The organism is Oscillibacter hominis, assembly GCF_014334055.1.
Classification (GTDB): domain Bacteria; phylum Bacillota; class Clostridia; order Oscillospirales; family Oscillospiraceae; genus Oscillibacter; species Oscillibacter hominis.
Genome location: NZ_CP060490.1, coordinates 2,160,261 through 2,185,204, shown reverse-complemented (window position 1 = coordinate 2,185,204; position 24,944 = coordinate 2,160,261). Strand labels below are relative to the sequence as shown.

24 protein-coding genes and 3 tRNA genes are annotated in these 24,944 nt (G+C 57.2%); 16 read left to right on the top strand and 11 right to left on the bottom strand.

What is annotated here, in order from left to right:
* The first annotated feature begins 236 nt into the window (after positions 1–236).
* On the top strand, positions 237–1,085 hold the full coding sequence (locus tag H8790_RS10920; RefSeq protein WP_187332528.1) for a creatininase family protein: 849 nt from the start codon (positions 237–239) through the stop codon (positions 1,083–1,085).
* A gap of 59 nt (positions 1,086–1,144) precedes the next feature.
* Here the strand turns inward: H8790_RS10920 and H8790_RS10915 are convergent.
* Positions 1,145–1,221, bottom strand: a tRNA-Val gene (locus tag H8790_RS10915).
* Between the two features lie 109 nt (positions 1,222–1,330).
* Between H8790_RS10915 and ymfI the strand changes: the two genes are divergently transcribed.
* A complete protein-coding gene (gene ymfI, locus H8790_RS10910) occupies positions 1,331–2,065 on the top strand; it encodes an elongation factor P 5-aminopentanone reductase (protein ID WP_187332527.1) in 735 nt (244 codons plus the stop codon).
* A 21-nt stretch (positions 2,066–2,086) separates the two neighbouring features.
* On the top strand, positions 2,087–2,797 hold the full coding sequence (locus tag H8790_RS10905; RefSeq protein WP_187332526.1) for an HAD family hydrolase: 711 nt from the start codon (positions 2,087–2,089) through the stop codon (positions 2,795–2,797).
* Between the two features lie 54 nt (positions 2,798–2,851).
* On the opposite strand, the gene H8790_RS10900 is transcribed toward H8790_RS10905, so the two are convergent.
* The 3 genes from H8790_RS10900 to H8790_RS10890 all read right to left on the bottom strand — a co-directional run bounded on the left by H8790_RS10900 (position 2,852) and on the right by H8790_RS10890 (position 4,012).
* Positions 2,852–3,607 carry an XRE family transcriptional regulator gene (locus H8790_RS10900; protein WP_187332525.1) on the bottom strand — a complete coding sequence of 252 codons (756 nt, stop codon included), beginning with the start codon at positions 3,605–3,607 and terminating at the stop codon, positions 2,852–2,854.
* 231 nt (positions 3,608–3,838) lie between these two features.
* Positions 3,839–3,923 (bottom strand) — tRNA-Tyr (locus H8790_RS10895).
* Between the two features lie 13 nt (positions 3,924–3,936).
* Positions 3,937–4,012: transfer RNA gene (locus H8790_RS10890), tRNA-Thr, on the bottom strand.
* Positions 4,013–4,090: 78 nt separating this feature from the next.
* On the opposite strand from H8790_RS10890, the gene H8790_RS10885 reads away from it, so the two are divergent.
* The 4 genes from H8790_RS10885 to H8790_RS10870 all read left to right on the top strand — a co-directional run bounded on the left by H8790_RS10885 (position 4,091) and on the right by H8790_RS10870 (position 5,766).
* Positions 4,091–4,279: a hypothetical protein gene (locus H8790_RS10885; protein WP_187334325.1), complete on the top strand. Its 189-nt coding sequence runs from the start codon at positions 4,091–4,093 to the stop codon at positions 4,277–4,279.
* Positions 4,276–4,509 carry a hypothetical protein gene (locus H8790_RS10880; protein ID WP_243208493.1) on the top strand — a complete coding sequence of 78 codons (234 nt, stop codon included), beginning with the start codon at positions 4,276–4,278 and terminating at the stop codon, positions 4,507–4,509. Before H8790_RS10885 ends, H8790_RS10880 begins: the two co-directional genes overlap by 4 nt.
* Complete coding sequence (locus H8790_RS10875; protein ID WP_187332524.1) at positions 4,490–4,786, top strand: sigma-70 family RNA polymerase sigma factor; 297 nt, start codon at positions 4,490–4,492, stop codon at positions 4,784–4,786. Before H8790_RS10880 ends, H8790_RS10875 begins: the two co-directional genes overlap by 20 nt.
* A 95-nt stretch (positions 4,787–4,881) precedes the next feature.
* A complete protein-coding gene (locus H8790_RS10870) occupies positions 4,882–5,766 on the top strand; it encodes a YitT family protein (protein ID WP_187332523.1) in 885 nt (294 codons plus the stop codon).
* Between the two features lie 17 nt (positions 5,767–5,783).
* Here H8790_RS10870 and H8790_RS10865 read toward each other — a convergent pair whose 3' ends face one another.
* Both H8790_RS10865 and trkA read right to left on the bottom strand, forming a co-directional pair.
* Entirely contained in the window at positions 5,784–7,280 is a 1,497-nt protein-coding gene (locus tag H8790_RS10865) for a TrkH family potassium uptake protein (RefSeq protein WP_187332522.1), read from the bottom strand.
* A 10-nt stretch (positions 7,281–7,290) separates the two neighbouring features.
* Complete coding sequence (gene trkA, locus H8790_RS10860; protein WP_187332521.1) at positions 7,291–8,655, bottom strand: Trk system potassium transporter TrkA; 1,365 nt, start codon at positions 8,653–8,655, stop codon at positions 7,291–7,293.
* A 365-nt stretch (positions 8,656–9,020) separates the two neighbouring features.
* Between trkA and H8790_RS10855 the strand changes: the two genes are divergently transcribed.
* Positions 9,021–9,491: an LURP-one-related/scramblase family protein gene (locus tag H8790_RS10855; RefSeq protein ID WP_187332520.1), complete on the top strand. Its 471-nt coding sequence runs from the start codon at positions 9,021–9,023 to the stop codon at positions 9,489–9,491.
* A gap of 98 nt (positions 9,492–9,589) precedes the next feature.
* Here the strand turns inward: H8790_RS10855 and H8790_RS10850 are convergent, their stop codons facing one another.
* Positions 9,590–10,600, bottom strand: coding sequence for a succinylglutamate desuccinylase/aspartoacylase family protein (locus H8790_RS10850; RefSeq protein ID WP_187332519.1), 1,011 nt, complete (start codon positions 10,598–10,600; stop codon positions 9,590–9,592).
* A 768-nt stretch (positions 10,601–11,368) separates the two neighbouring features.
* Here H8790_RS10850 and H8790_RS10845 point away from each other — a divergent pair.
* The 8 genes from H8790_RS10845 to H8790_RS10810 all read left to right on the top strand — a co-directional run bounded on the left by H8790_RS10845 (position 11,369) and on the right by H8790_RS10810 (position 20,773).
* Positions 11,369–12,286, top strand: coding sequence for an ABC transporter permease (locus H8790_RS10845; RefSeq protein WP_187332518.1), 918 nt, complete (start codon positions 11,369–11,371; stop codon positions 12,284–12,286).
* A 14-nt stretch (positions 12,287–12,300) separates the two neighbouring features.
* Complete coding sequence (locus H8790_RS10840; protein ID WP_187332517.1) at positions 12,301–13,170, top strand: ABC transporter permease; 870 nt, start codon at positions 12,301–12,303, stop codon at positions 13,168–13,170.
* Positions 13,171–13,205: 35 nt separating this feature from the next.
* Positions 13,206–14,639 (top strand): M20/M25/M40 family metallo-hydrolase, encoded by a 1,434-nt coding sequence (locus H8790_RS10835; RefSeq protein WP_187332516.1) that lies wholly within the window; start codon positions 13,206–13,208, stop codon positions 14,637–14,639.
* An 84-nt stretch (positions 14,640–14,723) separates the two neighbouring features.
* Positions 14,724–16,322 (top strand): ABC transporter substrate-binding protein, encoded by a 1,599-nt coding sequence (locus tag H8790_RS10830; RefSeq protein ID WP_187332515.1) that lies wholly within the window; start codon positions 14,724–14,726, stop codon positions 16,320–16,322.
* A gap of 109 nt (positions 16,323–16,431) precedes the next feature.
* Positions 16,432–17,421 (top strand): ABC transporter ATP-binding protein, encoded by a 990-nt coding sequence (locus tag H8790_RS10825; RefSeq protein ID WP_187332514.1) that lies wholly within the window; start codon positions 16,432–16,434, stop codon positions 17,419–17,421.
* Positions 17,414–18,400, top strand: a complete 987-nt coding sequence (locus H8790_RS10820) for an ABC transporter ATP-binding protein (protein WP_187332513.1) — start codon at positions 17,414–17,416, stop codon at positions 18,398–18,400. Before H8790_RS10825 ends, H8790_RS10820 begins: the two co-directional genes overlap by 8 nt.
* A 120-nt stretch (positions 18,401–18,520) precedes the next feature.
* Positions 18,521–19,735, top strand: a complete 1,215-nt coding sequence (locus H8790_RS10815; RefSeq protein ID WP_187332512.1) for a M24 family metallopeptidase — start codon at positions 18,521–18,523, stop codon at positions 19,733–19,735.
* A gap of 129 nt (positions 19,736–19,864) precedes the next feature.
* Entirely contained in the window at positions 19,865–20,773 is a 909-nt protein-coding gene (locus H8790_RS10810; RefSeq protein WP_187332511.1) for a LysR family transcriptional regulator, read from the top strand.
* A gap of 105 nt (positions 20,774–20,878) precedes the next feature.
* Here the strand turns inward: H8790_RS10810 and H8790_RS10805 are convergent, their stop codons facing one another.
* From H8790_RS10805 to H8790_RS10790, 4 genes are all read right to left on the bottom strand, one after another.
* Positions 20,879–21,892, bottom strand: coding sequence for a succinylglutamate desuccinylase/aspartoacylase family protein (locus H8790_RS10805; protein ID WP_187332510.1), 1,014 nt, complete (start codon positions 21,890–21,892; stop codon positions 20,879–20,881).
* A gap of 70 nt (positions 21,893–21,962) precedes the next feature.
* The gene (locus H8790_RS10800; RefSeq protein ID WP_187332509.1) at positions 21,963–22,721 is read right to left on the bottom strand and encodes an amidohydrolase family protein; all 759 of its coding nucleotides are present in this window, start codon (positions 22,719–22,721) and stop codon (positions 21,963–21,965) included.
* Between the two features lie 270 nt (positions 22,722–22,991).
* Positions 22,992–23,510 (bottom strand): CarD family transcriptional regulator, encoded by a 519-nt coding sequence (locus H8790_RS10795; protein ID WP_187332508.1) that lies wholly within the window; start codon positions 23,508–23,510, stop codon positions 22,992–22,994.
* A 404-nt stretch (positions 23,511–23,914) separates the two neighbouring features.
* Complete coding sequence (locus tag H8790_RS10790; protein WP_187332507.1) at positions 23,915–24,784, bottom strand: MurR/RpiR family transcriptional regulator; 870 nt, start codon at positions 24,782–24,784, stop codon at positions 23,915–23,917.
* Between the last annotated feature and the right edge of the window lie 160 nt (positions 24,785–24,944).

Genomic DNA, 24,944 nt, shown 5'->3' with positions numbered 1-24,944 from the left:
TCAATCAAAATCCCTCTGCATGCATTACAGTATTGCGCCGGAGAAAAACTGCTTTCAAGCCGCTGCATTTGGCTCTTTCATTTACAGGGATTCGTGCAAATGGGGGGCAACTGTGCTATCATAAAAACAAATCCGTTCTTCCAGTTTGCGGAAAGGGGCCGCCCACATCCTGACAAGCGGTTTGGGCAGCCGCCGATTGGATTGCGAAGACCAAAATTACTTCAGGAGGGAACGCGATGAGTCAGACATTTTTGGAGCAGACCATGCTTGGAATGACTTGGGAAGAGGTGGAGGAGGCCGCCCGGCGGCGGTCGGTTGTGCTGCTTCCAGTAGGCGTGGTGGAGGCCCATGGGCCGCACCTCCCCTTGGGTACCGACATCTATACGTCCGTTATCCAGGCCTTTGCGGTCATGGAGGACTGGAGGCAGGCGGGCATTCCTTCCCTGGTGGCGCCGCCGTTCTACTGGGGCGGCATCCAGGCGCTGACCCGCCAGTTCCCAGGCTCCTTTACGGCCAGCCGGGAGGCCATCGTCCGCTCGGTAAAGGAGATTTTGGAGAGCCTCAGCAGAGCGGGCTTTGAGCGGGTCGTATTCTTCAACGTACATGGCGACAACTTTCACCAGGAGGCCATGATGGAGGCCATCCAGTCGGCCAATCAGGAGCTTCCCCTTAAGGCTTACTGGCCGGTTTATGAGAGCGAGCTCTCCCGCAGAGGGCTCCGGGGCGATGAGAGCTTTGCTATTGTGCTGCAGTTTGAGGAAAAGGACTTTTATACGGCTCAGCGGGAGGAAGCGGATGAGTTCGACGTCCACGCCGGGGCCTTTGAGACAGCCGCCATGCGGGAGCTGATTCCAGACCTGGTGCGCGAGGCACCGATCCCTTCCCTGAAGCCCACGCGGCTCCAGGGAGAACAGATCGGGAAGTGGCGGACGGGAAGCCGGGAGGACCGGGATTTGATTCCCAAGGGCTACTGCGGCGACCCGGCGGGCAGCGCGTACCTCCGCTACGACGCGGAGCGGCACCACGCCTGCCTTGCCAGGGCCCTTTCACGTGCCCTGAATCTGCCTGGCGGGGATCAGCCCTGATGGAATAGCGGCTGAGCAGCCAAAGAAAAAAAGAACCAGTCCAAAGACTGGTTCTTTTTTGGTGGACGATACAGGACTCGAACCTGTGACCCCCTGCACGTCAAGCAGGTGCTCTAGCCAGCTGAGCTAATCGTCCGAAGCGAACGAATATATGTTACCGTATAGAATGGAATTTGTCAACGGTTTTCTTGTAAAAATTCGAAAAAATTGCTATACTGATCAAAAGATCAAAGCAGGAGGTTACTATGGAGAAGATTGCATTGGTTACCGGTTCCGCCCGGGGCATAGGACGGCAGACCGCCGCCCGTCTTGCCCAAAGCGGATGGGCGGTGTGCATCAATTATCTGGTTCACCGGGAAGAGGCGGAGGCCCTGGCATTGGAACTGAAGGACAAGGGCTGCCGTGTGATGGTGGAGCAGGCCGATGTGGCCAGCCGGGCGGACGTGGACCGGATGGTCCGCGCGGTGGAGCAGGAATTTGGACCGGTTTCGCTGCTGGTGAACAACGCGGGCGTGGCTGGGCAGATGCTGTTTCAGGATGTAACGGAAGAGCAGTGGAACCGCTATTTCGGCGTAAACCTCAACGGGGCCTTTCACACCATCCAGGCGGTGCTTCCCAACATGATCCACGAAAAGGAGGGATGCATCATCAACACCTCCTCCATCTGGGGCCAGCGGGGCGCCTCCTGCGAGGTGGTCTACTCCGCTACAAAGGCCGCCGTCATCGGCCTGACCCGTTCCCTTGCCATGGAGTTGGGCCCCTCCCACATCCGGGTCAACTGCGTGGCGCCCGGCGTCATCGACACGGACATGCTGTCTGTGCTGCCGGAGGAGACCCGCCGGGACCTGGCCGCACAAACTCCCCTGGGCCGCCTGGGCACGCCGGCGGATATCGCCGGTTTGGTGGCCTTCCTGGCCTCCGATGAAGCGTCCTTTATCACGGGACAGGTCATCACCGCCGACGGCGGATTTATTGTATAATCATATAGAGAGAGGATATCCATGATCAAAACCATTTTATTCGACCTGGACGGCACGCTGCTGCCCATGGACCAGGACCTGTTTACCAAGGCGTACTTCAAGCGGCTGGCCGTCAAGCTGGCACCTCACGGCTATGAGCCGAACGCGCTGATCGACGGAATCTGGGCCGGCACCGCGGCCATGGTGCGAAACGACGGGAGCTGCACCAATGAGGAGGCCTTTTGGAAGTGCTTCCGCGGCATTTTTGGGGAGAGGGTTCTAAGGGATTACCCACTATTTGACGAGTATTACCGCCGGGAATTCCAGCAGGTGGCGGAGGTCTGCGGCTTCAACCCGGAGGCCAAGCGGACGGTGGAGGAGCTGAAGGGCCGGGGCTATCGCCTTGTGCTGGCAACCAACCCCATCTTCCCATCCGTGGCCACGGAGAGCAGGATCCGGTGGGCAGGTTTGGAGCCGCAGGACTTTGCGCTCTACACCACCTATGAAAATACAGGCTACTGCAAGCCCAACCCGGCCTACTACCGGGACATTGCGGAGAGGCTACGCTGTGAGCCCGGAGAGTGCCTGATGGTGGGAAATGACGTGGAGGAGGATATGGTGGCCCGCGCGGTGGGGATGGAGGTCTTCCTGCTGACCGACTGCCTCATCAACAAACAAGGAGCGGATCTGTCCGCCTACCCCCACGGCGGATTTGACGAGCTGCGCCGGTACATGGTAGAAAGCTCCCGTTAGAACGTTTGAAAAAAGAGTGCGCCGTATGATTACGGCGCACTCTTTTTGGTTCCTTTAGTCCAGTCCCGGCAGGGGGCAGGCGTGTATCATAACGCGTCCGAAACAGACCAGGGTCCGGCCGCTGCTTGCGGTCAGCACAACGTCTGCGTCGGAGCGGCGGCGGTTGAGGGAAAATAGGTATACAATCCCCAGCCGCTCGTCCCGGCAATACTGCTTGCACAGCATGTCGCCATCCACGCAGAAGATGCCGATGTCTCCGTTGGAAATGGGGTCCCGGTTGATATAGACCACCGAGCCGTCCGCAATCTGGGGCGTCATGGAGTCACCCTGGATCCGGATGGCGTACTCCGCGCCCTTAGGGACCTCCTCCGTCACCGGGATCAGATCATAGTCCTCCCCAAAGACGGGCGCCGCATAGCCGGCGGCGGCAGGGCTGCAATACAGCGGGATCTGACGCAGCTCCGGCTCCGGCTGTTCCTGCTCCAGCTCATCCCGATAGACACACAGGGCACTGACCACAGACTGGACCGTCCGGCGGCCCACCTGGGGGAGGCTCCTGTATTTTTCCAGCAGGGTGCGTTCGGCGTGGGTAAATCCCGTTTCCGGAGCGGAAAAGCTGTCCTGAAAGAGATAGTTGGCGTCCACATGCAAGCTGTCAAACAGCTTCAGCATGACCTCTTCCTTTGGAAAGCTGACTCCGGTCTCGTAATTTCCGATGGCAGAGCGGGATACGCCTAAGAGCTCGGCTAACCCGTCTCGGGACATCTGCAGCGCTTCCCGCCGGGCCCGCAGCCGTTCACCAAAATTCATGCAAATCCTCCCCTCCTTGTGTAGCCATTGTTATCTTAACCTGAAAAGGTAACGTTGTCAATTCCGTAAAACAAGATTCTTGTAAAATGGGATTGACAACACAGGACAAGTGTGGTATGCTTACAGTATAAACAAGATTCTTGTTATTATGCATCAAACAAAACACTTTATCTGGTTAAACATGCAGAAAAGTCCAAAAAAGTCCGCTGCACCGACGGGCACAGCGGACTTTGGTGGGGGAAGGTGGATTCGAACCACCGAAGGCGAAGCCAGCAGATTTACAGTCTGTCCCCTTTGGCCACTCGGGAATTCCCCCATATTCAAAATACTGGAGCTGGTGGACGGATTCGAACCCCCGACCTGCTGATTACAAATCAGCTGCTCTACCAGCTGAGCTACACCAGCATTTCCAACAGCATGGATTATCTTAACAGAAACTGACGGTTTTGTCAATACGATTTTTTCAGATTTGGAGGGGTTAATTTGCGGTATCCGCGCTATGCCCTGCGATGCGGCGGCCCGGTCTGCAGCCGTTGCGGCCGGGAGATCGGCGGCGGGGAACAGTATTGGTACATCAACGGCGGTAAAATTTGCGAGGACTGCTTTCCTGGCTTTGCCAGGGAGGTGTTTTCTCCGTTCCGCCTGGTTCGGGGAGGGGAGAAGAGGATATGACGCTTTTGGAACTGTCCGTATCCTACCGGGACAGTGAGGCAGCCATCCGAGCGCGCATCCGGGAGCTGCGGGTGCAGCTGGTGCAGGAAGAGGATCCGGAGGAATGCTGGCGGCTGAAGCGGCGCATCACGGACCTGATGCCGCTGCTGCAGGAGGCCAGGGATCTGGCGCTGCTGACGGCGCATTACTACGATAGGAGCTACTATCGAAATGAAAAGTACACCCTATGATTCCAGGGCCGGCGGGATTGCCGGCGATATGAGCGTGTGGCTGCGCAGCGTGCAGGAGGACAATGAAGAACAGCTGAGCCGCCTGCGCCGGAACCTCCGCCGGGCCAGGGAGCAGGAGCTGACGCCCAGGCAGCGGCAGATGCTGGCCATGTACTACGACGAGGGAAAGACCATGCCGGAGATTGCGGCGGAGCTGGGGGTGGTGACCTCCACGGTTTCCCGGACCATCTGCCGGGCCAAAAAGCGGCTGTACCGCTGCCTGCGATACGGGCTTTGAACTGCAGCGTCTGCAAATTACAGATTTCCCTTGACTTTCTGGAAAGTTCCCATATAATTCGCATTAGAACGTTCCAGAGAAGAGGTGACTCCGCCTTGGCTTATCGTGCAATGCACAATCGCTGGCTGCGTCTCGTGGTGGCCCTTTGCGGCGCAGTCGTGGCATCGCTTGCGGTCAATATTTTTATCGTGCCCCATGGATTTTATACAGGCGGCCTATTGGGGCTGTGCCAGGTGATCCGGACGCTGCTGCAGGAGGGCTTAGGCGTTTCACTGTCCGGCGGCGACCTGGCCGGCATCCTCTATTTCCTGGCCAACATCCCCATTTTGCTCCTGGCTTTCAAGAGCCTTGGCAAGGAGATGGCGGTGAATACCCTGATCTGCACCCTGGCCTACTCCCTCTTCTACGCGGTCATTCCGGTGCCGGAGACCCCGGTGATCTACGATAAGCTGACCTCCTGCCTGCTGGGCGGCATCTTGGGCGGCGTGGGCAACGGCATCGTGCTGACCTGCGGCTATTCCGGCGGCGGGCTGGATGTGGTGGGGCTGTACCTCTCCAAGAAGCGGGGCTTTACCGTGGGCAAGTTCAACCTGACCTTTAACTTTTTCCTCTATGGGGCATGTCTTATGCTGTTCCGGCCCACCATCGTGATTTACTCAGTGATTTATAACTTCTTCTCCGCCATGGTGCTGGATCGGATGCACCAGCAGAACATCACCGTTCAGGTGCTGATTTTCACCAAGGATGAGCACCCGGAGCTGCCCCAGTTTATTATGGAGCGCATGGGCAGGGGCGTGACCTATTGGGAGGGCCACGGCGGCTATACGGGGGACGAGATCCGGGTGCTGTGTGTGTGCCTTTCCAAGTATGAGATCGAGGACTTGCGCCACGCGGTGCATGAGATTGACCCCCACGCCTTTTTCATCATCAACCAGGGCGTGACGGTGGACGGAAATTTCGTCAAAAAACTCAATGGATGAAATAGAGGAGGATGCCGTCAGGCATCCTCCTCTATTTCATAGGGACAGGGCTTTTTGCTTGGGGAAAAGCGCCGGGGCTTTTTCCAAACCGAGGGCGCCAGCAGCATCAGCACAGGGAAAATCTCCAGTCGGCCCACCAGCATGTCAAAGGAGAGCAGGAGCTTTCCGAGGTCGGAAAAGCCGGAGTAGTTCCCCATGGGCCCCACCAGGGAGAGGCCGGGACCGATGTTGTTGATGCAGGCGGTCACGGCGGTGAAGGTGGTGATCAGGTCAAAATGCTCCAGGGACAAAAGGAGGATCGACAGGGCAAAAATACCCATGTAGATGGAGAAGAACACATAAGTACCACGCAGGGTCTTTTCGTCCAGGGGCTTGCCCTCAAAACGGACGGTGGTGACGGCGTGGGGGTGGAGCATCCGCTGCAGGTCCCGGTAGGAGGATTTGCAGAGAATGACAATCCGGGCCACCTTGATGCCGCCGCCGGTGGAGCCCGCCGAGGCGCCGATGAACATCAGGATCACCAGGATGGTTTTGGAAAAAGAGGGCCACTGCTCGAAGTCCGCCGTGGCGTAGCCTGTGGTGGTGATGATGGACGACACCTGGAAGAAGGCATAGCGCAGGCACTGGAGGAAGGTGTCGTAAAAACGCAGCAGATTGACCGCAATCATCATCACCGAGGCGAAGACGATTCCAAGATAGACCTTCAGCTCCTCGGAGCGGAACACCTCCTGGAAGCGGCGCAGCAGCAGGAAGTAGTACAGGTTGAAGTTTACGCCGAAAAGCAGCATAAACGTGCCGATGACCACATCGAAGTAGGCGTTGTCGTAGGCGCCCACGCTGAGGTTGCGGTTGGAGAAGCCGCCGGTGCCCGCCGAGCCGAAGGAGTGGATCAGCGAATCAAACAGGGACATGCCTCCTGCGAGCAGAAGGAGAACCTCGATCAGCGTCAGCACAATGTAGATGCCATAGAGGATTTTGGCGGTGTTGCCCAGGCGGCTCACCAGCTTGCCCACAGAGGGACCGGGCACCTCCGCCCGCAGCAGATGGACGCTGCGGCCTCCGGCCAGCGGTAAAATGGCCATCACAAAGACCAGCACGCCCATGCCGCCCACCCAGTGGGTGAAGCTGCGCCAAAAGAGGATTCCGTGCTCCAGGGACTCGACCTCCGTCAGGATGCTGGCGCCGGTGGTGGTGAAGCCGGAAACAGTCTCGAAAAAGCAGTCCACATAGCTGGAAAAGGAGCCGCAGAGATAAAAGGGCAGCGCGCCGAACAGGGACATCACCAGCCAGGAAAGAGCCACGATCACGAGGCCCTCTTTGGCGTAGATGGCGGTATTTTTCGGTGTGCGGATACCCAGCGCCGCGCCGCACAGTGCCGAAAGCACAATGGGGAGGCAGAAGGCAAACACGGCGCTCTCGCCGTAGGCCAACGTCACCACGAGGGGGAGGAGCATCAACGCCGACTCCACCAGTAAAATGCGGCCAAGAATAAAGCCGACCATTCTGTAATTCACGTCTGCCTCCTTATTTTTTCAGGATGTCTGAAAGATCGCGGAGGGAAGTGTGGGTGGTCACAACGATGACGCTGTCGCCGCAGTGCAGGCTGTCCTGGCCGGAGGGGATGATGATCTTGCCGTTGGACCGGGCAATGCCGGCCACCAGCAGGTCATTTTTCAAATTCAGGTCCTTAAAGGGAACGCCCACCAGGGGGGAGCCCTTGGGGACACCGAATTCCAGCGCCTCTACCCGGTCGCCCACGATGCGGTGCAGCGTCTTCACATGGGAGGCCATGCCGTTCTGCATGGCCCGGACATAGCGCAGGATCAGCTCCGAGGTGATGCCGCCGGCGGAGACGATGCTGTCGGTCATGCTGCCGGAGGCCACCAGGTCCACAAAGGACTGGCGGTTGACCTTGGCCACCACCTTGCCCACGCCCTGCTTGGAGGCGTACATGGCCATGATGATATTAGCCTCGTCCAACCCGGTGAGGGAGACGAAGGCGTCGCTCTGGCTCACACCCTCTTCGTGCAGAAGTTCTGCATCGGTGCCGTCGCCCTGGATCAGCAGGGCCTGGGGCAGGCGCTCGCTCATGGCCACGCACTTTTGCTCGTCGGAGTCGATGATCTTGACGGACATGCCGGTGCTGCAAAGCTCAGAGGCCAGGTAATAACAGATTTTGCTGGCGCCCACGATCATGACGGCCCGGGCCTGGGCCCGGAACACGCCGAGGTGGCGGAAGCAGGCCTCCAGCTCCTGGGGCGAGGCGGTGACATAGATCTTGTCGCCGGTCTGCAGCAGGAATTCGCCGGAGGGGATGAACACCTCGTTTCCGCGGGCCACGGCGCAGATCAGCACCTTTGCCCGGGTGTTCTCATAGAGGTCGGTAAGGCGCACGCCGGACAGGGAGGACTGCTCTCCGATGCGGTACTCCACGAGTTCGATGCGGCCCTTGGAGAAGGTGTCCACCTTCAGGGCGGAGGGAAAACGCAGCACCCGGGAAATTTCCCGGGCGGTGGCCTTTTCCGGATTGATGACCATGGACAGCCCCAGCTCTTCACGCATAAAGCGCAGCTGTTTTTCGTACTCGGGGTTGCGGACCCGGGCGATGGTGTGGCGCACACCCAGTTTTTTGGCCACCAGGCAGGCGAGGATGTTCACCTCGTCACCGGAGGTAGTGGCAATGAGCAGGTCCGCACCTTCGGAGCCGGCCTCCTGCTGTACGCTGTAGCTGGCGCCGTTGCCGCACACGCCCATCACATCGCACACGTTGACAAGCTCGGAGATGACATCCGGGTTCTGGTCGATGATGGTGACGTCGTGGTTCTCCGCCGCCAGCTTTTTGGTCAATATGGAGCCGACCTTTCCTACGCCGGCAATGATAATTTTCATGACGAACTCCCCTGTATGTGAATAAAGTATGAAGAAGAGACGACCCAATTGTAGCACGCGGATTTGGAAAGCACAACAGCTTTCCGCGGGATTGTGACAAATCGGAAGAAAAAGCCGACTTTTTTCTCCTTGCAACAACTTGAGGCATATGATACGATCTAAAAAATCAATTGCTTTTTATAGATTGACGCGCCGGAGCTGCGCGGGGCATGCTGTGGGACAAGCCGGCCACGCTATCAATACAGGCCAATTTGAGCTTGCGTTTTGCTCCATGCACCTGTACAATACAGTTTAAAACTGCGCGGAGCCTGTCGCTCTTTCTCGCCCGGAAAGTGGAGGGGTTCAAGCGCACAGGGGGGATTCATATGAAGCTTCTTTTTCGCCAGCGGTTTTTTTCCTGGTTTGACAGCTACGACATCTACGATGAACAGGGGCGGGTGGTCTTCACCGTGGAGGGGCAGCTGGCCTGGGGGCACTGCCTGCATGTGCTGGACGGGATTGGGACCCATGTCGGCACGGTGCGGGAGCGGGTGCTCACGCTGCTGCCCAAATTTGAGCTCTATCTGGGTGAAACCTATGTGGGATGTATTGAAAAGGAATTTTCCCTGTTCCATCCAAGGTTTGACATCGACTGCAAAGGCTGGCAGATCGACGGGGACTTCATGGAGTGGGACTACGCCATCACCGATTCCGGAGGCCGGGAGGTGGCCCGGATTTCCAAAGAACTTTTTCACCTGACGGATACATATGTGATCGATGTTGCCGACACGCAGGACATGCTGTGTGTGCTGATGGTGGTTCTGGCCATCGATGCGGAAAAATGCTCCAGAAACTGAATCATGAAGAGAGAAAGCATAAAAGCGCTGACAGACCAGGGATCTGTCAACGCTTTTATGCATAGAGGGGCTTGAAGAAAAATTTGGAGGAGACAAGATCAGTTGTGGAACTGCTCCGCGCTGGCCAAGTCGCCCAGGATGTAGGCATAGTCGCCGGGGTGGACCTTGGTGGCATAGCCGCGCATGTTCAAAAAGACGGTCTGCTCGCAGGGAGCCACGATCTCCTCGATGACTTCCAGGGTGAGGGGGCTGAGGATCTGGGCCAGCAGCGTACCCTGGGGCACGGTCTTGTTCAGGTGGTCAAAGCCCACCGCGGGGACAAACAAACCACCGTTCTTGGGACGGAGCAGAGGGCGTTTTTTGATGAGGTACTGGGTCTTGGGGACGATGGGATCGCCGGGATACATGCCCATCTTGCGCATGACGTTGAACACGCCCTGGGCGGAGAGGGCAATCTGGTCGAAGGGCAGATCGGTGCCCGCGCCGATCTCGGCAACAATGGAGGGCTTGCCCAGGCCGATCATGTAGTCGGTCAGCGTGCCGGTGTACTTGGCGGCGGGGCCGGCAGGCGCGCCGTTGTAGTACATCTCCAGTCCATAGGCCAGGCCCAACTCCAGGATGCGGTCGGACAGCTCGCCCTCCGCCTTCTTCATCAGGATGTAGTTGATGGCCGTGCCATAGGAGCCGCCGTGCCAGTCAATGAGCATGTCGGCCTCGGAGCAGATGGAGCAGACCACATCGGCCAGCTGATCGGTGAACCAGCCCTTGGGGCTGCCGGGGAAGTTGCGGTTGAGGTTGTTCATATCCACCGGGGTGTTGCGGGAATCCCACTCAAAGGCGATGGGGTTGGCGCAGGGCACGGCGATGATGGTGCCGCAGAGTTCGTTGACGTCGGCGGTCTCCAGTACGCGCTTGATGACCTGCATGCCGGTATAGGCGTCGCCGTGAGAGACGGCGTTGAGGAAGATTTTTGGGCCGGGCTTCATGCCGTTGAGCACATGCACCGGCACCTCCAGACGGTATCCGCTGGCCATAGTGGTAACCGGCAGTGTAATATATGCACGCTCGCCGCTGCCTAACTTTTTCCCTAAAACGACGGTTTCTGCCATTTTTGATGTTCCTCCTAAATCTGAATTTTGGGACAAAGGGGACATGGGGCCGAAAGACCGGAAAAAGAATAGTCCTCCGGTCGATGGAATTCTATCAGGCATTTTTTGGCGTGTCAATACGCCCAAGGAGCCCAAGGGAGGGGGCAATAACCGCTCTTTATATATAATAGTATAAATGAACCTGCCACTGTCAGGCGGCCTGGAAAGGGAGCGCCCATGCTGGGCGGCGGAGCCCTGGATTGGGGCGCAAAGCATGTCAATTCAGGAAAAAGCAGAAGCTGTCACGGGGCGACAGGAGGGAAATCCTGCACAGTTTCCTGCGGGGTGGAGGCGGATGCTTATGGGAAAAGCACCAAACGATTGGCTTTTTCAGGCGTTTGATCGCAAATGGACCGAAATTTGGCTCAATTGGAGAAAGAAGTGAGCAATTTGTCTTAAAATTCACAGCCAACATATAAAATCATTGTATGAATCAATAAAAAAAGAGTATTGGACAGAAGAAGCAAATCCCCTTAAACTTAGGATAAATTCAATCACAATATGGGACGCTTTTAAAATCAGCCGGCCCCCGGGGCCACGGGGCCGGTGAAAACAAAAGCTGTTCGGCAGAGGAAAGAGGGATGCTGGCAGGGCTGATCGGAGTGGAGAGGGGTCCGCTATCCGTTTCTTGCACAGAGTGAAAAAAAGCTGCAATCGCAGGCCCGATGAGGCCGCAGGTAATTTGTTTGGTTCACTGCCGCCCCGGTGGTAAGAGAAGGATGTGAAAGTATGGGTAGATACGTAGTCAAGAGATGTTTCCACGCATTGATCGTATTATTTTTAGTGGCCACGACCGTGTTCTTCATCATGCGTGTCGTGGGAGATCCCGCAACACTGATGTTGGACGCCAACGCAACCGTAGAAGAGTATGAACAGCTGAAGGAAAACCTGGGGCTGAACGATCCGCTGCCGGTACAGTATGTGAACTTCCTGAAAGACATGGTCACGCTGGACTTGGGTAACTCTTACCGGTACAAGCGCCCGGTTATTGATATGATCGGTGAGGCGCTGCCGCATACGCTGGAGCTGGTGGGGCTCTCGATGCTGGTGGCCATCCCGCTGGCGATGATGGTGGGTATCATTGCCGCAGTCAAAAGAAACTCGTGGCTGGATAACCTGCTGACCGCGCTGACGATCACAGGCCGCTCCATGCCCACCTTCTGGTTGGGCCTATTACTGATGTACTTATTTGCGGTGGTGCTCAAATGGCTGCCGCCATCCGGCTCGGGAGGATTCAAATACCTGATCCTGCCAGCCATAACCTTGTCCATGGGCCTTGCCACCAGTACGGTCCGCCTGACGCGAAACTCCATGCTTTCGGTGATCCGGCAGGACTACATGACCACTGCCAAAGCCAAGGGCGTTTCGCCCACGCAGCTGCTTGTGGGCCATGGTCTGCGCAACAGCCTGGTGGGTGTGATCACCATGATCGCTCTGCAGGTGGGCAACCTGTTGGGCGGCTCCATCGTGGTGGAGACGGTGTTCTCCTATCCCGGCATCGGCCGTGTGCTGGTGACCGGCATCCTGGTGTACGACTATCCTGTTGTGCAGGCGAGCATCGTAATAATGGCGGCCCTGTTCGTGGGGATTAACCTGGTGGTTGACCTTCTCTATACCGTCATCGACCCGCGCATCAGCGTGCAGTAAGGGGAGGGCTGAAAATGAAAAAGAAATTGAAGAATTTCTGGGAGCTCTACAAAGAAGCCGGCCTCTTGGCCAAGATCGGCATGGTAGTAATTGTGCTGTGGGTCATCGTGGCCATCTGCGCGCCGCTGCTGGCTCCCTACAACCCCACAAAAGTGGATGTGGCAAACAGCTTCATTCCGCCCTCGTTCAGCGAAGGCGGGTCCAGCGCCCACTTGCTGGGCACCGATGAGGTGGGCCGGGATATCCTCAGCCGGCTGATTTACGGTTCCCGTATCTCTTTGATTGTTGCGATCGTGGCCGGTGTTTTGTCCATGGTCATCGGCACCACCATCGGTTTGGTGGCCGGTTATTTTGGCGGCAAGGTGGACACGGTCTGCATGCGTATCGTGGACGTGATGCTGGCCTTCCCGTTCATGTTCATGGCCCTTTGCTTCATGGTGGCCCTGGGCTCAGGTTTGGGAAACATCATTTTGGTGTTAGGCATTACAGGCTGGGTCCCGTATGCGAGAACCGTGCGTGCGGAGGTATTGTCCATCCGCAAGCGGGAATTTATCATCTCCTCTGAAATCGTGGGCTGCAGCAAGTGGCGGGTCATCCGCACCCATGTGCTGCCCAATGTCATCGACTCCGCCATCGTGATCACCACGATGCAGATGGCCAACACCATCCTCTCTGAGGCGGCGCTGACCTTCCTGGGCATGGGCCTGCCGGCCTCCATCCCCTCCTGGGGACAGATGATCTCCTCGGGCCGGTCCTACATCTATACCTCCTGGTGGCTGACGATGATCCCCGGCATTGCCATCTTCCTGGTCAGCCTGTCCATCAACTTTGTGGGAGACTGGATCCGCGACGCCCGCGACCCCAGACTGCGCGGCAGCAAGTAAGCCTTTTGAGGCAATAGAACTGGAGGAATGGAACCGTGGAAAAGGCAGATTGGCTGGAAGAAGTCTATTCCCATATCAATGCAGCCTTTGAATCCGAGCACCTGCCCAAAATTCTGGACCTGGTCCGTCAGCCCAGTGTGGCCGGGACCGGAGAGGGGATTGACGAGTGCGCGGAAAAGGTGATGGAGCTCTTGCGCTCCGTGGGGTGTGTGGATGTCCACCTGGAGCAGTATGTGAAAAGCCCTGTGGTGGTGGGCAGGCTGAACGCCGATGTGGAGAACGCACCCGGAATCCTCATGTACGGCATGTACGACGTACAGCCGCCTGAGCCCTACGACGAGTGGATTGTCCCGCCCTATGAGGGTGCCCGCATCGACTTTGAGAACTACGGGGAGTGCATCGTGGCCCGCGGAATCATGAACTCCAAGGGCCCGCTGGTGTGCTTCCTCAACGCGGTGGACTCCATCCGGAAAACGCTGGGCTATATGCCGGTAAACGTCCTCTTTGTAGTGGAGGGCGAGGAGGAGCTGGGCAGTGAGAGCATGATCCCCTTTGTAGAGGCCCACAAGGAGGAGATTGCCAAGCTGGACGGCGTATTCCTCAACGGCGCCCGTCAGGATGAACAGGGCCGCCCGGCCGTACTGCTGGGCAACAAGGGCACGCTGTATTTGGACCTGGAGGTCACGGGCGGCGAATGGGGCGGTCCCCAGAAGATCGACCTGCACAGCATGAACGCCGCCTGGGTGGGAAGTCCGGCCTGGCGGCTGGTCAACGCCCTGTCCACCATGCGCCAGGGGGACGACATCCTCATTGAGGGATTTTACGATGACCTGAAGCCCCTGTCCGAGGCGGATGAACAGCTGACACGGCGCTTTGCCTCTGTCTTTGATGAGGAGATGTTCCTGAATGAGCGGCTCTACGCCTCCCGGTTCCTCCACGATATGCATGGGGAAGAGGCGGTCCGTAAACTGATGTGGACGCCCACGCTGAACATCGACGGCATCTGGGGCGGGTATACCGGCCCGGCTACCAAGACGGTGATCCCCTATAAGGTGCAGGCCAAGGTGGACGTCCGGCTGGTTCCCCCGCTGACCGCCGACATGATGCTGGAAAAGATCAAAAAGCATCTTAACAAGCACGGCTATGACGACGTGAAGATCACGGTCCGTCAGAGTTCCCCCTGGTCCAAGAGCGACCCTGAGGCGCTGGCCTGCCGTGCGGCGCTGATGGCTCTGGACAACAGCGGCTATGACCAAGGCTATGCATGGCCCATTTTCCCCGGCACCGGCCCAGCCTATCTCTTTACCCAGCGCTGCGGTGTACCCTTTGTCTCTTACGGGCTGGGGCAGGGCGGCAGGATCCACGCGCCCAATGAATACCACACGGTCAAAGGGCTGCGGGAAAATGAGATGTCCTGCGCCGCGTACCTCTACTACTTGACCAAACTGGCCCATGAGGCCGGACAGTGAGATTTGATGAAAAGAAAGTCCCCGGCCCTTGCTTCTATGAGGGGTGGAAGCGAGTGAAAATATAAGATCAAGGAGTGTGGAAACATGAAAAGAACAGCGAAGTCCTTATTTACCCTGCTGATGGCGGGCATCATGGTCTTTGGGCTTGTAGCCTGCGGAGGAAACGGCGGCAGCGCTTCCGGTTCCGGCAGCGCCTCTGGCTCCGGCAGCGGCGAAACCAGCAAGAACTTTGAGGTGATTGTTGCAGCTTCTGCTGAGCCTGAATCTCTGGATCCCCAGTTGTCCGGCGCGGCCGCCGGCGGCAACATGAGCTACAATATCTTTGATTTCCTGGTTCGTATGAGCCCCGATGGTAAAGAGGTGCTTCCCTCTCTGGCGACCTCTTGGGAGCAGACGGATGACAACACCTGGCGCTTCAAACTGAGAGAAGGCGTCACCTTCACCAACGGCGAGCCCTTCAACGCCGAATGTGTGACCTATACCCTGGATCGTATCTTTGAGCCCGATTCCGGCCGCACCACTTATAACCTGAAGGTGCTGGATTCCTGGACCGCCGTGGACGAGTATACCGTTGACCTGCACACCGCAGAGCCCTGCAACGATATGCCCACCCGTCTCTATGATATGGCGATCCTGCCTGCCAAGTACTGCGAGGAAGCGGGAGCCGACGGCTTCGGCACCCAGCCCGTGGGCTGCGGTCCCTATAAGCTGAGCAAGTGGGCCACCAACGACTACATTGAGCTGGTCGCTAACGAAGACTACTGGGATGGCGCTCCCGACTGCAAGAAGATGACTTTCCGCACCATCCCCGAGATCTCCACCCGTCTTGCCGAGCTGATGGCCGGCAGCGTGGACATCGTTCTGGACCTGAACCCCGACTACATTGAGACTGTCAACGGCTATGAGGGCTACACTGCTGTGTCCGCCCTGAGCAAGCGCGTCGCCTATATCGGCATCGACACCCTCAATGCCGACAGCCCCAAGGAGCTGCAGGACGTCCGCGTCCGTCAGGCGCTGAACTATGCCATTGACCGCGATACCATCATCGAGAGCGTCTATATGGGCAATGCTGAGAAGCTGGCCACCATCTGGCGTCCCGACTACGTGGGCTACGATGAGAAGACCTCCGGCCCCGAGGGTGCATATCCCTATGATCCCGCCAAGGCCAAGGATCTGCTGGCAGAAGCCGGCTATGCCGATGGCTTTACCCTGGATCTGTACTACACGCCTCAGATGTTCCTCAAGTGCGAGGAGACCTGCTTGGCCATTGCCGGCTATCTGGAGGACATCGGCCTGACCGTCAATGTCACCGAGGTGGAGTACAACGCCCTGCGTGCCCAGCTGATCAATGGCCAGGATGCCCACGCTGTGAAGGGTATTTACGGCTGGAACTGGGGCTCCAAGCCTCAGACTCCCGACGGACATCTGGCCGGCGCCATTGAGACCGGCGGTATCACCAGCTACTACAGCAACAGCGAGGTCGACGCCCTGATCGCTCAGCTGCGCGCCGTTCCCGAGGACGAGCGCGCCGGTGTGGCCCAGCAGCTCCAGGCCAAACTCTATGAGGACTGCCCCTACATCTTCCTGTGGCAGCAGGTTGATATCTATGGCATCAGCGAGAAGCTCGACTGGACTCCTCGTCTGGATCAGTATGTCCTGGGCAAGGATATGACTGCCAAGTAAACAAAAAAAACAACTTTTCCGGTCCGGAGGGGCATTTGCCCCTCCGTGCCGGAATCAGGGACGCAGGGATGAGCTGCGGGACTCAAAACACCCATGTCGGAGGAGTAATATGGACACTTTACTGGATGTACAGAACCTAAAGGTACAGTTTAATACGCCCAGGGGTGTTGTAACTGCCGTTGATGAGATCACATTTAAGATCAACAAAGGGGAAACGCTTTGCGTTGTTGGCGAATCCGGCTGCGGGAAAAGCGCATCAGCCCTGTCGATCCTCCATCTTTTGGCGGACAACGGAATTGCAGGCGGAAATGTCTGGTTCAAGGACAAAGACCTGCTGACCTTACCCCCTCATGAAATGCGGAAAATCCGCGGCAGGGAGATTTCGATGATTTTCCAGGAGCCCATGACCTCTTTGAACCCGGTTCACCAGGTCGGCAAGCAGATTGGAGAGGCATACAAAATCCATGCCAAGGACGATAAGAAAGAGGCTTGGGCCAAGGCGGTGGAAATGCTGAAGCTGGTCGGCGTGCCCGATCCGGAGCGGATTGCAAAGTGCTATCCCCACCAGCTCTCCGGCGGTATGCGCCAGCGCGTCATGATCGCCATGGCCATGGCCTGCGATCCGGAGCTGCTGATTGCGGACGAGCCCACCACCGCGCTGGATGTGACCATCCAGGCCCAGATCCTGCAGATCATCAAGGACCTGCAGGCAAAAAAGGGCATGGCCGTCATGTTCATCACCCACGATCTTGGCGTTGTGGCGGAGATCGCGGACTACATCGTGGTCATGTATGCCGGAAAGATCGTGGAGGAAGGGACTCCCCAGGAGATCTTCTACCATCCCAAGCACCCCTACACCGAAGGTTTGCTCCGCTGTATTCCCCGTGTGGATATGGATAAAGACCGCCTGGACATCATTCGCGGCAACGTGCCCAACCCGGAGAATTTCCCGGAGGGCTGCCGGTTCCATAACCGCTGTGTATACTGCCAGGACAAATGTAAGGTAGAGATGCCAAAGCTCCGCAAGCTGGATGGCGGCAAGTATGCCTGCTATTTCACGCCGGAGGAGCGGGCGGAAAGGAGCAAAGAAAATGGCTGATCGGGAGCCCTTGCTCGAAATTCGGGATTTAAAAACTTATTTCCCCTTCAATACCGGCTTTGGCAAGGATAAAAAGGGAAATGTCCACGCGGTGGACGGCGTCTCCCTGGACGTCTACCCCAAAGAGACGCTGGGCTTGGTCGGCGAGTCCGGCTGCGGAAAGAGCACCCTGGCACGCAGCGTCATCCGGATTGAGAATGTCACCGAGGGAAGCATTAAATTTATGGGGCAGGACATCACGCATCTGAGTAAAGATCAGCTGCGCCCCATCCGCAAGAACATTCAGATTATTTTTCAGGACCCCTACTCCTCCCTGGACCCCCGCATGCCGGTGGGAAAAATTGTGGAGGAGCCCATGCTGGTCAACGGCGTCACAGACCCGGAGGAGCGCCGCCAGCGGGCCATCGATATGCTGGCCAAGGTGGGATTGCGGGAGTATGTCTACGACCGTTATGCCCATGAGTTCTCCGGCGGCCAGCGCCAGCGCATCAGCATCGCCCGTTCCCTGATCCTGATGCCCAAGCTGGTGCTGTGCGACGAGGCGGTCTCCGCGCTGGACGTGTCGATTCAGTCCCAGATTCTGAACCTGCTCAACGATTTGCAGGAGGAGCTGAACCTGACCTACATCTTCATCTCCCATGCCATGAATGTGATCCGTCACGTCTCCAAACGCGTGGGCGTGATGTATTTGGGCAAGATTGTGGAGCTGGCCCCCACCCAGGAACTGTTTGAGAATCCGCAGCACCCCTACACCAAGGCGCTGCTGTCGGCCATCCCTGTGCCGGACCCCGGCAAGGCGCAAAACCGCATTGTTCTGGAAGGAGACCTGCCCAGCCCCAAGAATCCGCCGAATGGCTGCCGCTTCCATACGCGCTGTCCTTACCGGAAAGAGATCTGCGAGCAGGAGGAGCCCGAATATCGGGAGGTTTGCCCGGGGCACTTTGCCGCATGCCACTTCTGCGAGCAGCTGCAAAAATAGAAATTGATACACCGGACAGGAAGCATGGAAGCAGGCCCTGTCCGGTGTTTTTGCGTGCCTGAGGGAACCGTAAGCGGACCGCGGGAAGGCCTGCGGTCCAAATGATGAAAGGAGCAACCCATGAATGATGTAAGCCACGTTTCCCTGTCCAGTCCCCTGATCCCTCCGCTGGAGGAATTTGAGAGCCGCCAGAAGAAGTTGGACGCGGCGCTGAACGGCGCGGAGGCCATGCTGGTCTTCTCCGCCCGCTCCATCTTCTATCTCACCGGCTGCGCCCTGAGCCAGACGGAGCGTCCGGTGGTCCTGATCCACATCCCGGGGAAGGAGAACATCCTTTTTGTCCCCCGCATGGAGCGGGAGCATGTGGAGCAGACGGTCAAAGGCTGCCGGGCGGTGTGCTACACCGAGTACCCGGACGAAGTCCACCCCATGGAGCGTCTGCGCCAGCTGCTGGAGGAGCTGCATCTGACCAGCGCCTTTGTGGCGGCGGACGCGGGCGGCTATTCCAGCGCCTGGGGCTACCGGGGGCCGGCCCTCAGCGAACTGTGCCCGGAGATGAAGCTGACGCTTTTCCCACACCTGGTGCCGGAACTGCGCAAGATCAAGTCGCCCTTTGAGCTGATGCTGATGCGGGAGAGCTCCAAGTGGAGCAACCTGGCCCACGTGCTGCTGAAGGAGTACAGCAAGCCCGGCCTGGGAGAGATCGAAATCTGCCTGCGGGCCTCCTCGGAGACCGCCTCCGCCATGCTCAAGGCCTTTGGGCCCCACTACCGCATGAGCGGCATGGACAAAGACGGTGTCCGGGCAGTGTTCCGGGGCCAGGTGGGCAAAAACGCCGCGCTTCCCCACGCGGTGGTCATCAACGCCAAGCTGAAAGAGGGCGACGGCCTGGTAACGGGCACCAACGCCTACATCCAGGGCTATTTTACAGAGATGGAGCGGGTGCTCTTTGTGGGTGAGCCCTCGCCGGAGCAGCTGCGATACTACAACCTGGCCCTGGAGGCCCAGAAAACCGCCTTCAGCGTCATCAAGCCCGGCGTTCGGTGCAGCGAGGTGGACCGGGAGATGCGCCGGTTCTACCGGGAAAACGGCCTGCAGGACTGCTGGCGCCATCATACCGGCCATGCCATCGGCACTGAAGGCCACGAAATCCCGTTCTTTGACATCGGGGACGATACGGTGCTCCAGCCGGGAATGTGCATGACCGTGGAGCCAGGCCTCTATGTGGAGGGGCTGGGCGGCTTCCGCGTCTCGGACACGCTGCACATCACGGAGACCGGGGTGGAGCAGCTGACCTACTTCCCCAAGGACCTGGAGGAAATCATCTGTTCCTGAGAAGATATCGTGTCGGGACAGCGTGGTTCAATTTGGCTTTGCAATGGGAAGGGAAACCCGCTATAATAGAAAGGAAGCAGACAAGGCCGACAGCTGTAGAGGAAACTTTGCACGTGGGAGGAAGAAACCATGACGTTACAACAGATCACCTATTTTTGTGCCATTTGTGAAGAGATGCATTACACCAAGGCTGCCAGCAAGATGCATGTCTCGCAGCCCTGCCTCAGCTATGCCATCGGGGAGTTGGAGCGGGAGATGGGGGTCAAGCTGTTTTCCAAAAAGGGGAAGCAGTTCTGCCGCACAGAGTATGGAGAGCTGTTCTATCCTTACGCCAAGCGGGTCCTTTCCGACCTTGCCGACGGCGTTGCCGCGGTGCGTGACAAAAAAGACGCCCAGGCGGAGCAGATCAACGTGGGATACCTTTTCTCCGTCAGTTTGGACTTCCTGCCGCCGGTGATTGAACTTTATTACAACTACTTAGGGCACCACGACCAGCCCATCAACTTTGTGCCTTGTGTCATCGATGATATGATGGAACGCATCAACACCAGGGAGATCGATGTGGCCTTTGCCGCAGGGCCCTTCCGCAACAACATCGACACGCCCCTGGTGATGTATCCCGTCTATGAGCAGGAACTCTACCTGCTGGTGCCCAAGACCCACCGCCTGGCAAAGCGGACCAGCGTCAAGTTCGACGAGATCAAGGACGAGAACTATGTGGCCATCAACCCGGAGAAGGGGCTCCGGCGGCAGACGGACGAATACTTCAAAAGCATGAACGTGAGCCCCAAGATCGTGTTTTCCGTCAACAATACGGAGGCGCTGATCTCCTATGTGGAGGCGGGAGTGGGCGTGACCATCTCCCCCCGCCTGCCCACGCTGAGCCTGGACAAAATCTCGCTGCTGCGGATCAGCGACTATCCGGTCAAGCGCAGCGTGTGCATGCTCTACAGCACGGAGCGGGCTTACAACAGCGCCGCCAAGCAGTTTATCTCCTTTGTGGAGGAGTCCGCGCCCCTCAATTTTGAGAAGCACTGAGATGAAAGAGCAGGTCCTGCGCCTTGGGCGCAGGACCTGCTTCTGCAAAAGAATACGCCCTGCCAAAAAAGGCAGGGCGTGTTCTTTTTATGGGGTGGATGGAGTTTATTCGTTTTCAAAGACTTTGGCAGTCTTGCGCTCACCCATGATGTAGGCATAGCCGCCGGGGTTGACCACGCTCATCCAGCCGCGCATCATCAGGAAGACGGTCTCCTCGCAGGGAGCGTACATCTGCTCGACAACCTGCAGCGTCAGGGGGTTGCGGATGGTGGCCATCAGGGTGCCCTTGGGAACCACCTTGTTCAGCAATTCCATGCCGCACTCCGGATAGAACATACCACCGTTGCGGGGGCGCATCAGAGGACGCTCCTGCAGGAAGTACTGCTTCTTGGGCAGGATGGGCTTGCCGGGATATGCGCCGATGTATTTGAGGACGTTGAACACACCCTGGACGGAGAGGGCGTTCTGGTCAAAGGCCAAAGGCATGCCGTGGCCCTGCTCCGCAATGATGGCGGGCTTGCCCAGGCTCAGCATATAATCGGTCAGGCTGCCGGCATAGGAGTTCAGCGCACCGGCGGGCTTACCGCCGTACATGTACTCCAGGCCGAAGGCCTTGCCCATCTGGACGCCTTCGTCCACGAAATCGCCGCCGTTGAGCTTCAGCAGGACATAGTTGATGGCCATGCCGAACTCACCGCCGTGCCAGTCGATCAGATAATCGGCGTCGTCGCACAGGGGGGAGATGGTGGCGGCCAGCTGCTCAGTGAACCAGCCCTTGGGGTTGCCGGGATAGGTGCGGTTCATGTTGTAGGAGTCCAAGGGGGTATTTCTGCGGTTCCACTCAAATGCGACAGGGTTCTGGCAGGGAACGGCAATGATGGTGCCGCTGAGCTGGTCAATGTCCACGCTCTCCAGTACCTGACGGATGACCTCCAGGCCAGTGGGGGCATCGCCGTGGGACAGAGCGGTGAGCATCAGCTTGGGGCCGGGCTTGACGCCGTTGACGACATGGACGGGAATCTCCATCATGGAGCCGTTGGCCATGTAGCTGACAGGCAGGGTGAAGTAAGCGCGGGTTCCGCCAGCAACTTTGTGGCCCTGGATTGTTACCTCAGACATTGTGACAACCTCCTAAAATTTTTTAAACTTTCCAAACAGGCGGCGCTGCCGCCTAAACGCGCATAGGGAATCAGATCTTCAGCAGCTTCTTGGCGGTCTCGCACAGGATCTTGTTCTTGATCTCGTCGGAGACATCCATGTCAAGGATGGGCTGCAGGTTCTCCTTGAAGCGCGCGGTGTTGAGCGCATTGGCGTCGGAACCGTACAGCAGGCGGTCGTTGGTGCGCATCTGGGCCAGCGTGGCGGGGCCGATCTGGGGGAAGAGGGTCATCCAGCGGGCCATGGTGCCGCAGGTGTCCATGTAAACGTTGGGGTTCTTGGCCACGATGACCGGGTCCCAGGTGAAGGGGTTGCCGTGGGCAATGATGAACTTGCACTTGGGATAGCGGATGGCCAGATCATCAATGATGGAGGAGTCGCTCAGCGCCATGCGGGCACCCTGGGTGTAGATGCCGCCGGTGTGGATGAGGATGGGCACGTCATATTCGATGCACACCTCGATGCAGGGCGCGATCCGGGGATCGGCCATGGAGAAGTTCTGGATGGGAGGATGCAGCTTGAGGCCCTTGAAGCCGTACTTGTCCAAAGCGGCCCTTAACTCGTCGGCAGCGCCCAGCTCGGTGGGCACAACGCAGGCAAAGCCCATCAGACGGTCGGGATGCTCCTTGCACAACTGGCCGACAAACTCATTGTCAGAGAGGCCCAGCGTGCCGCCGGGGACAATGGGATGTACAACGGAGATGTCGATGTTGTTCTCATCCATGCCCCGCAGGAAGTTGTCTACGGTTCCCTTGTCTTTCCGGATGTGTACGTGAAAGTCAATAATCATAGTTTATACCTCCTCAAAATTTTGTTGGCACCGGCCTTTTTTTCATGCCTCCACTTGCTGAAAATTACCTGCAATTTCCAGACATATGTAAGAATGCAGAGGAAAAATGCCGGATATATGTGGAAAATTCTTTCGATTCTCTGCTACCTAAAAAATACTCCTATTTCCATGACAAGTCCAATACAGAAATTATATTTAATCATATAAAAGCTTTATGAAAGCGCAGAAAAATACAAAAAATCAGGCAGTCTCGTGAAGACTGCCTGATTTTTACTGAGCGGGCCGCTGAGCGGACCTGCCTACATGGGAGGCGATGAAGTCCGGCACCTGGTCATAGGGAATGCCCAGGGCCGCGGACAGCTCTCCGTGAAGCAGGCGCTCCGCCTGACGCATGTATTTTTCATCCACAATACCCAGGCGGTGCTTTTGCTGCTCCGCCTCCTGCCGCTTTGCATAAATGGACATCGTCAGCTCCATCAGTTCGCGGCAGTCGCTGGTCTGGACAATGGACTGGTAATGCTGAGCCAATTGCTGCAGGGTCCTTCCGTGGCAGGCCTGCACATGGAGGGAGGGAATCAGGGCCACCAGCCGCTCCGCCTCCTCCCGGGAGATCACCGGGCGTATGGGCACTTTTTCACTGTCCACAGGCGCGTAGATCACGCCGTCCTGATACAGGGGGCGCAGGAAATAGTAAAGCTTGGTGACGCCCTTCAGATCCGGCGTACCGGTCCCCTCTACCCGGCATACACCGGTGGTACCATACACAACCAGTTGTCCCGTCTCATACATGACCGTTCCTCCTTATAAAATAGAGACGTGCGGCTTTAACAATCGGACTTACGTTTGTCAAAACCGCACGTTGTATAGTTTAGTATACCACATTTTTTGCAAAATGTGCAATAAAGTTTTCAAAAAGGCAAATAATTGGTTAGTTTCCCATAAGATTGGAAGGAGAAAGCGGAATATTTGGTGAAACGCCAATGCATATCCGATTGTAAAACCCACGATGGACTTTGCCGGCGGCGCGGGACAAAGGAAAACGAGGGAGGTCGAACGCTGCCTATTTTCGTCGACTTGATCAAATTGGAAGGAGAAAATCAAACAGTTTGCATAATAATTTAATTATAAAATAAAAACAATTGAAATAATAATATTATTATGATATTATGCGCAATAGAGAAATAAAAAGAAATTCAATGCTCCCGGGGCTGCAGAGGATACAGCAGGCCATGGCCGCCTAAGAATTCCTCCACTTGAAGCATATAGGATTTGGCTTCTTCCGGGTGACGCTGGGCGCAGCCGGTGAGGATGGTGCTGATCAGCACAAAGCCGCCGGCCAGGGAGGGTGCGTTGTTGTAAGATTCCACCGCGCAGATAAAGGAGTAATCCGAGTGGGCGGCGACAGGACTGAGCATGGTGTCGGCAAAGGCCACATGGGGAACGCCTTTTTTGGCTGCAGCCTCTGCGATGATCACCGCATCCGACATATACCGGGAAAAAGAGATGGAGATCAGCAGGTCTTTGGGTGTCATACGACAGGCCAGTTCATAGTAATCCCCAGCCTCCGGCGTGATGGGATAGGTCCGGTAGCCCAATTGGCCCAGGGAGAGAGAGAGAAACCTGGCCAGGATGGAGGAGGAACGGAACCCCATGATGTAGATGTTTTCCGCCTGGTCCAGGGAGTTGAGAAGCCGGTCGTAATTCTGCCGGTTCAGGGAATTCTCCAAGGTGTTTTTGATGTTCCCGATCTCAGAGTGGTACACCTTGGAATACACGTCCTGATCCTCGATTTCGGTGAGGTGCTGCTCCAGGCGGTCGTGCCAGTTGGACTGGGTCTGCACATACTCTGTAACCGTGCGCTTAAAGTCTCCAAACCCGGAAAAACCCAACTGCATGCAGTGCTTGATGATTGTGGTGTCGCTGACGCCGATTTCCTTGGCCATGGAGGTCACGGACAAAAAAGGGATATCCTGATAATGGCCCACAATATACTCAGCCACTGCCTTCTGAGCCTGGGGCAGGGTGCTGTACGAACTCTGTATGGTTTTAAGCAGCTGCTGCATAGTCTTTCCTCCCGTATGGCAGAATGTTCCTAATTTCAGTATAGCGAAAGTTAGGGTACAAAAAAAGTGGCAATTCTACAAAAACAACAGCCTGTGCGTTCTTCTTTTTTTACCCTATTGGTAATAATATTATTATCTTATCATAAAAAGATAATAATAT

What these genes read in the sequence shown, in the direction of transcription:
- H8790_RS10920 (WP_187332528.1), top strand. Translation starts at nt 237, where the DNA reads ATGAGTCAGACATTTTTGGAGCAGACCATGCTTGGAATGACTTGGGAA.
- ymfI (WP_187332527.1), top strand. Translation starts at nt 1,331, where the DNA reads ATGGAGAAGATTGCATTGGTTACCGGTTCCGCCCGGGGCATAGGACGG.
- H8790_RS10905 (WP_187332526.1), top strand. Translation starts at nt 2,087, where the DNA reads ATGATCAAAACCATTTTATTCGACCTGGACGGCACGCTGCTGCCCATG.
- H8790_RS10900 (WP_187332525.1), bottom strand. Translation starts at nt 3,607, where the DNA reads ATGAATTTTGGTGAACGGCTGCGGGCCCGGCGGGAAGCGCTGCAGATG.
- H8790_RS10880 (WP_243208493.1), top strand. Translation starts at nt 4,276, where the DNA reads ATGACGCTTTTGGAACTGTCCGTATCCTACCGGGACAGTGAGGCAGCC.
- H8790_RS10875 (WP_187332524.1), top strand. Translation starts at nt 4,490, where the DNA reads ATGAAAAGTACACCCTATGATTCCAGGGCCGGCGGGATTGCCGGCGAT.
- trkA (WP_187332521.1), bottom strand. Translation starts at nt 8,655, where the DNA reads ATGAAAATTATCATTGCCGGCGTAGGAAAGGTCGGCTCCATATTGACC.
- H8790_RS10855 (WP_187332520.1), top strand. Translation starts at nt 9,021, where the DNA reads ATGAAGCTTCTTTTTCGCCAGCGGTTTTTTTCCTGGTTTGACAGCTAC.
- H8790_RS10850 (WP_187332519.1), bottom strand. Translation starts at nt 10,600, where the DNA reads ATGGCAGAAACCGTCGTTTTAGGGAAAAAGTTAGGCAGCGGCGAGCGT.
- H8790_RS10845 (WP_187332518.1), top strand. Translation starts at nt 11,369, where the DNA reads ATGGGTAGATACGTAGTCAAGAGATGTTTCCACGCATTGATCGTATTA.
- H8790_RS10840 (WP_187332517.1), top strand. Translation starts at nt 12,301, where the DNA reads ATGAAAAAGAAATTGAAGAATTTCTGGGAGCTCTACAAAGAAGCCGGC.
- H8790_RS10830 (WP_187332515.1), top strand. Translation starts at nt 14,724, where the DNA reads ATGAAAAGAACAGCGAAGTCCTTATTTACCCTGCTGATGGCGGGCATC.
- H8790_RS10825 (WP_187332514.1), top strand. Translation starts at nt 16,432, where the DNA reads ATGGACACTTTACTGGATGTACAGAACCTAAAGGTACAGTTTAATACG.
- H8790_RS10820 (WP_187332513.1), top strand. Translation starts at nt 17,414, where the DNA reads ATGGCTGATCGGGAGCCCTTGCTCGAAATTCGGGATTTAAAAACTTAT.
- H8790_RS10815 (WP_187332512.1), top strand. Translation starts at nt 18,521, where the DNA reads ATGAATGATGTAAGCCACGTTTCCCTGTCCAGTCCCCTGATCCCTCCG.
- H8790_RS10810 (WP_187332511.1), top strand. Translation starts at nt 19,865, where the DNA reads ATGACGTTACAACAGATCACCTATTTTTGTGCCATTTGTGAAGAGATG.
- H8790_RS10805 (WP_187332510.1), bottom strand. Translation starts at nt 21,892, where the DNA reads ATGTCTGAGGTAACAATCCAGGGCCACAAAGTTGCTGGCGGAACCCGC.
- H8790_RS10800 (WP_187332509.1), bottom strand. Translation starts at nt 22,721, where the DNA reads ATGATTATTGACTTTCACGTACACATCCGGAAAGACAAGGGAACCGTA.
- H8790_RS10795 (WP_187332508.1), bottom strand. Translation starts at nt 23,510, where the DNA reads ATGTATGAGACGGGACAACTGGTTGTGTATGGTACCACCGGTGTATGC.
- H8790_RS10790 (WP_187332507.1), bottom strand. Translation starts at nt 24,784, where the DNA reads ATGCAGCAGCTGCTTAAAACCATACAGAGTTCGTACAGCACCCTGCCC.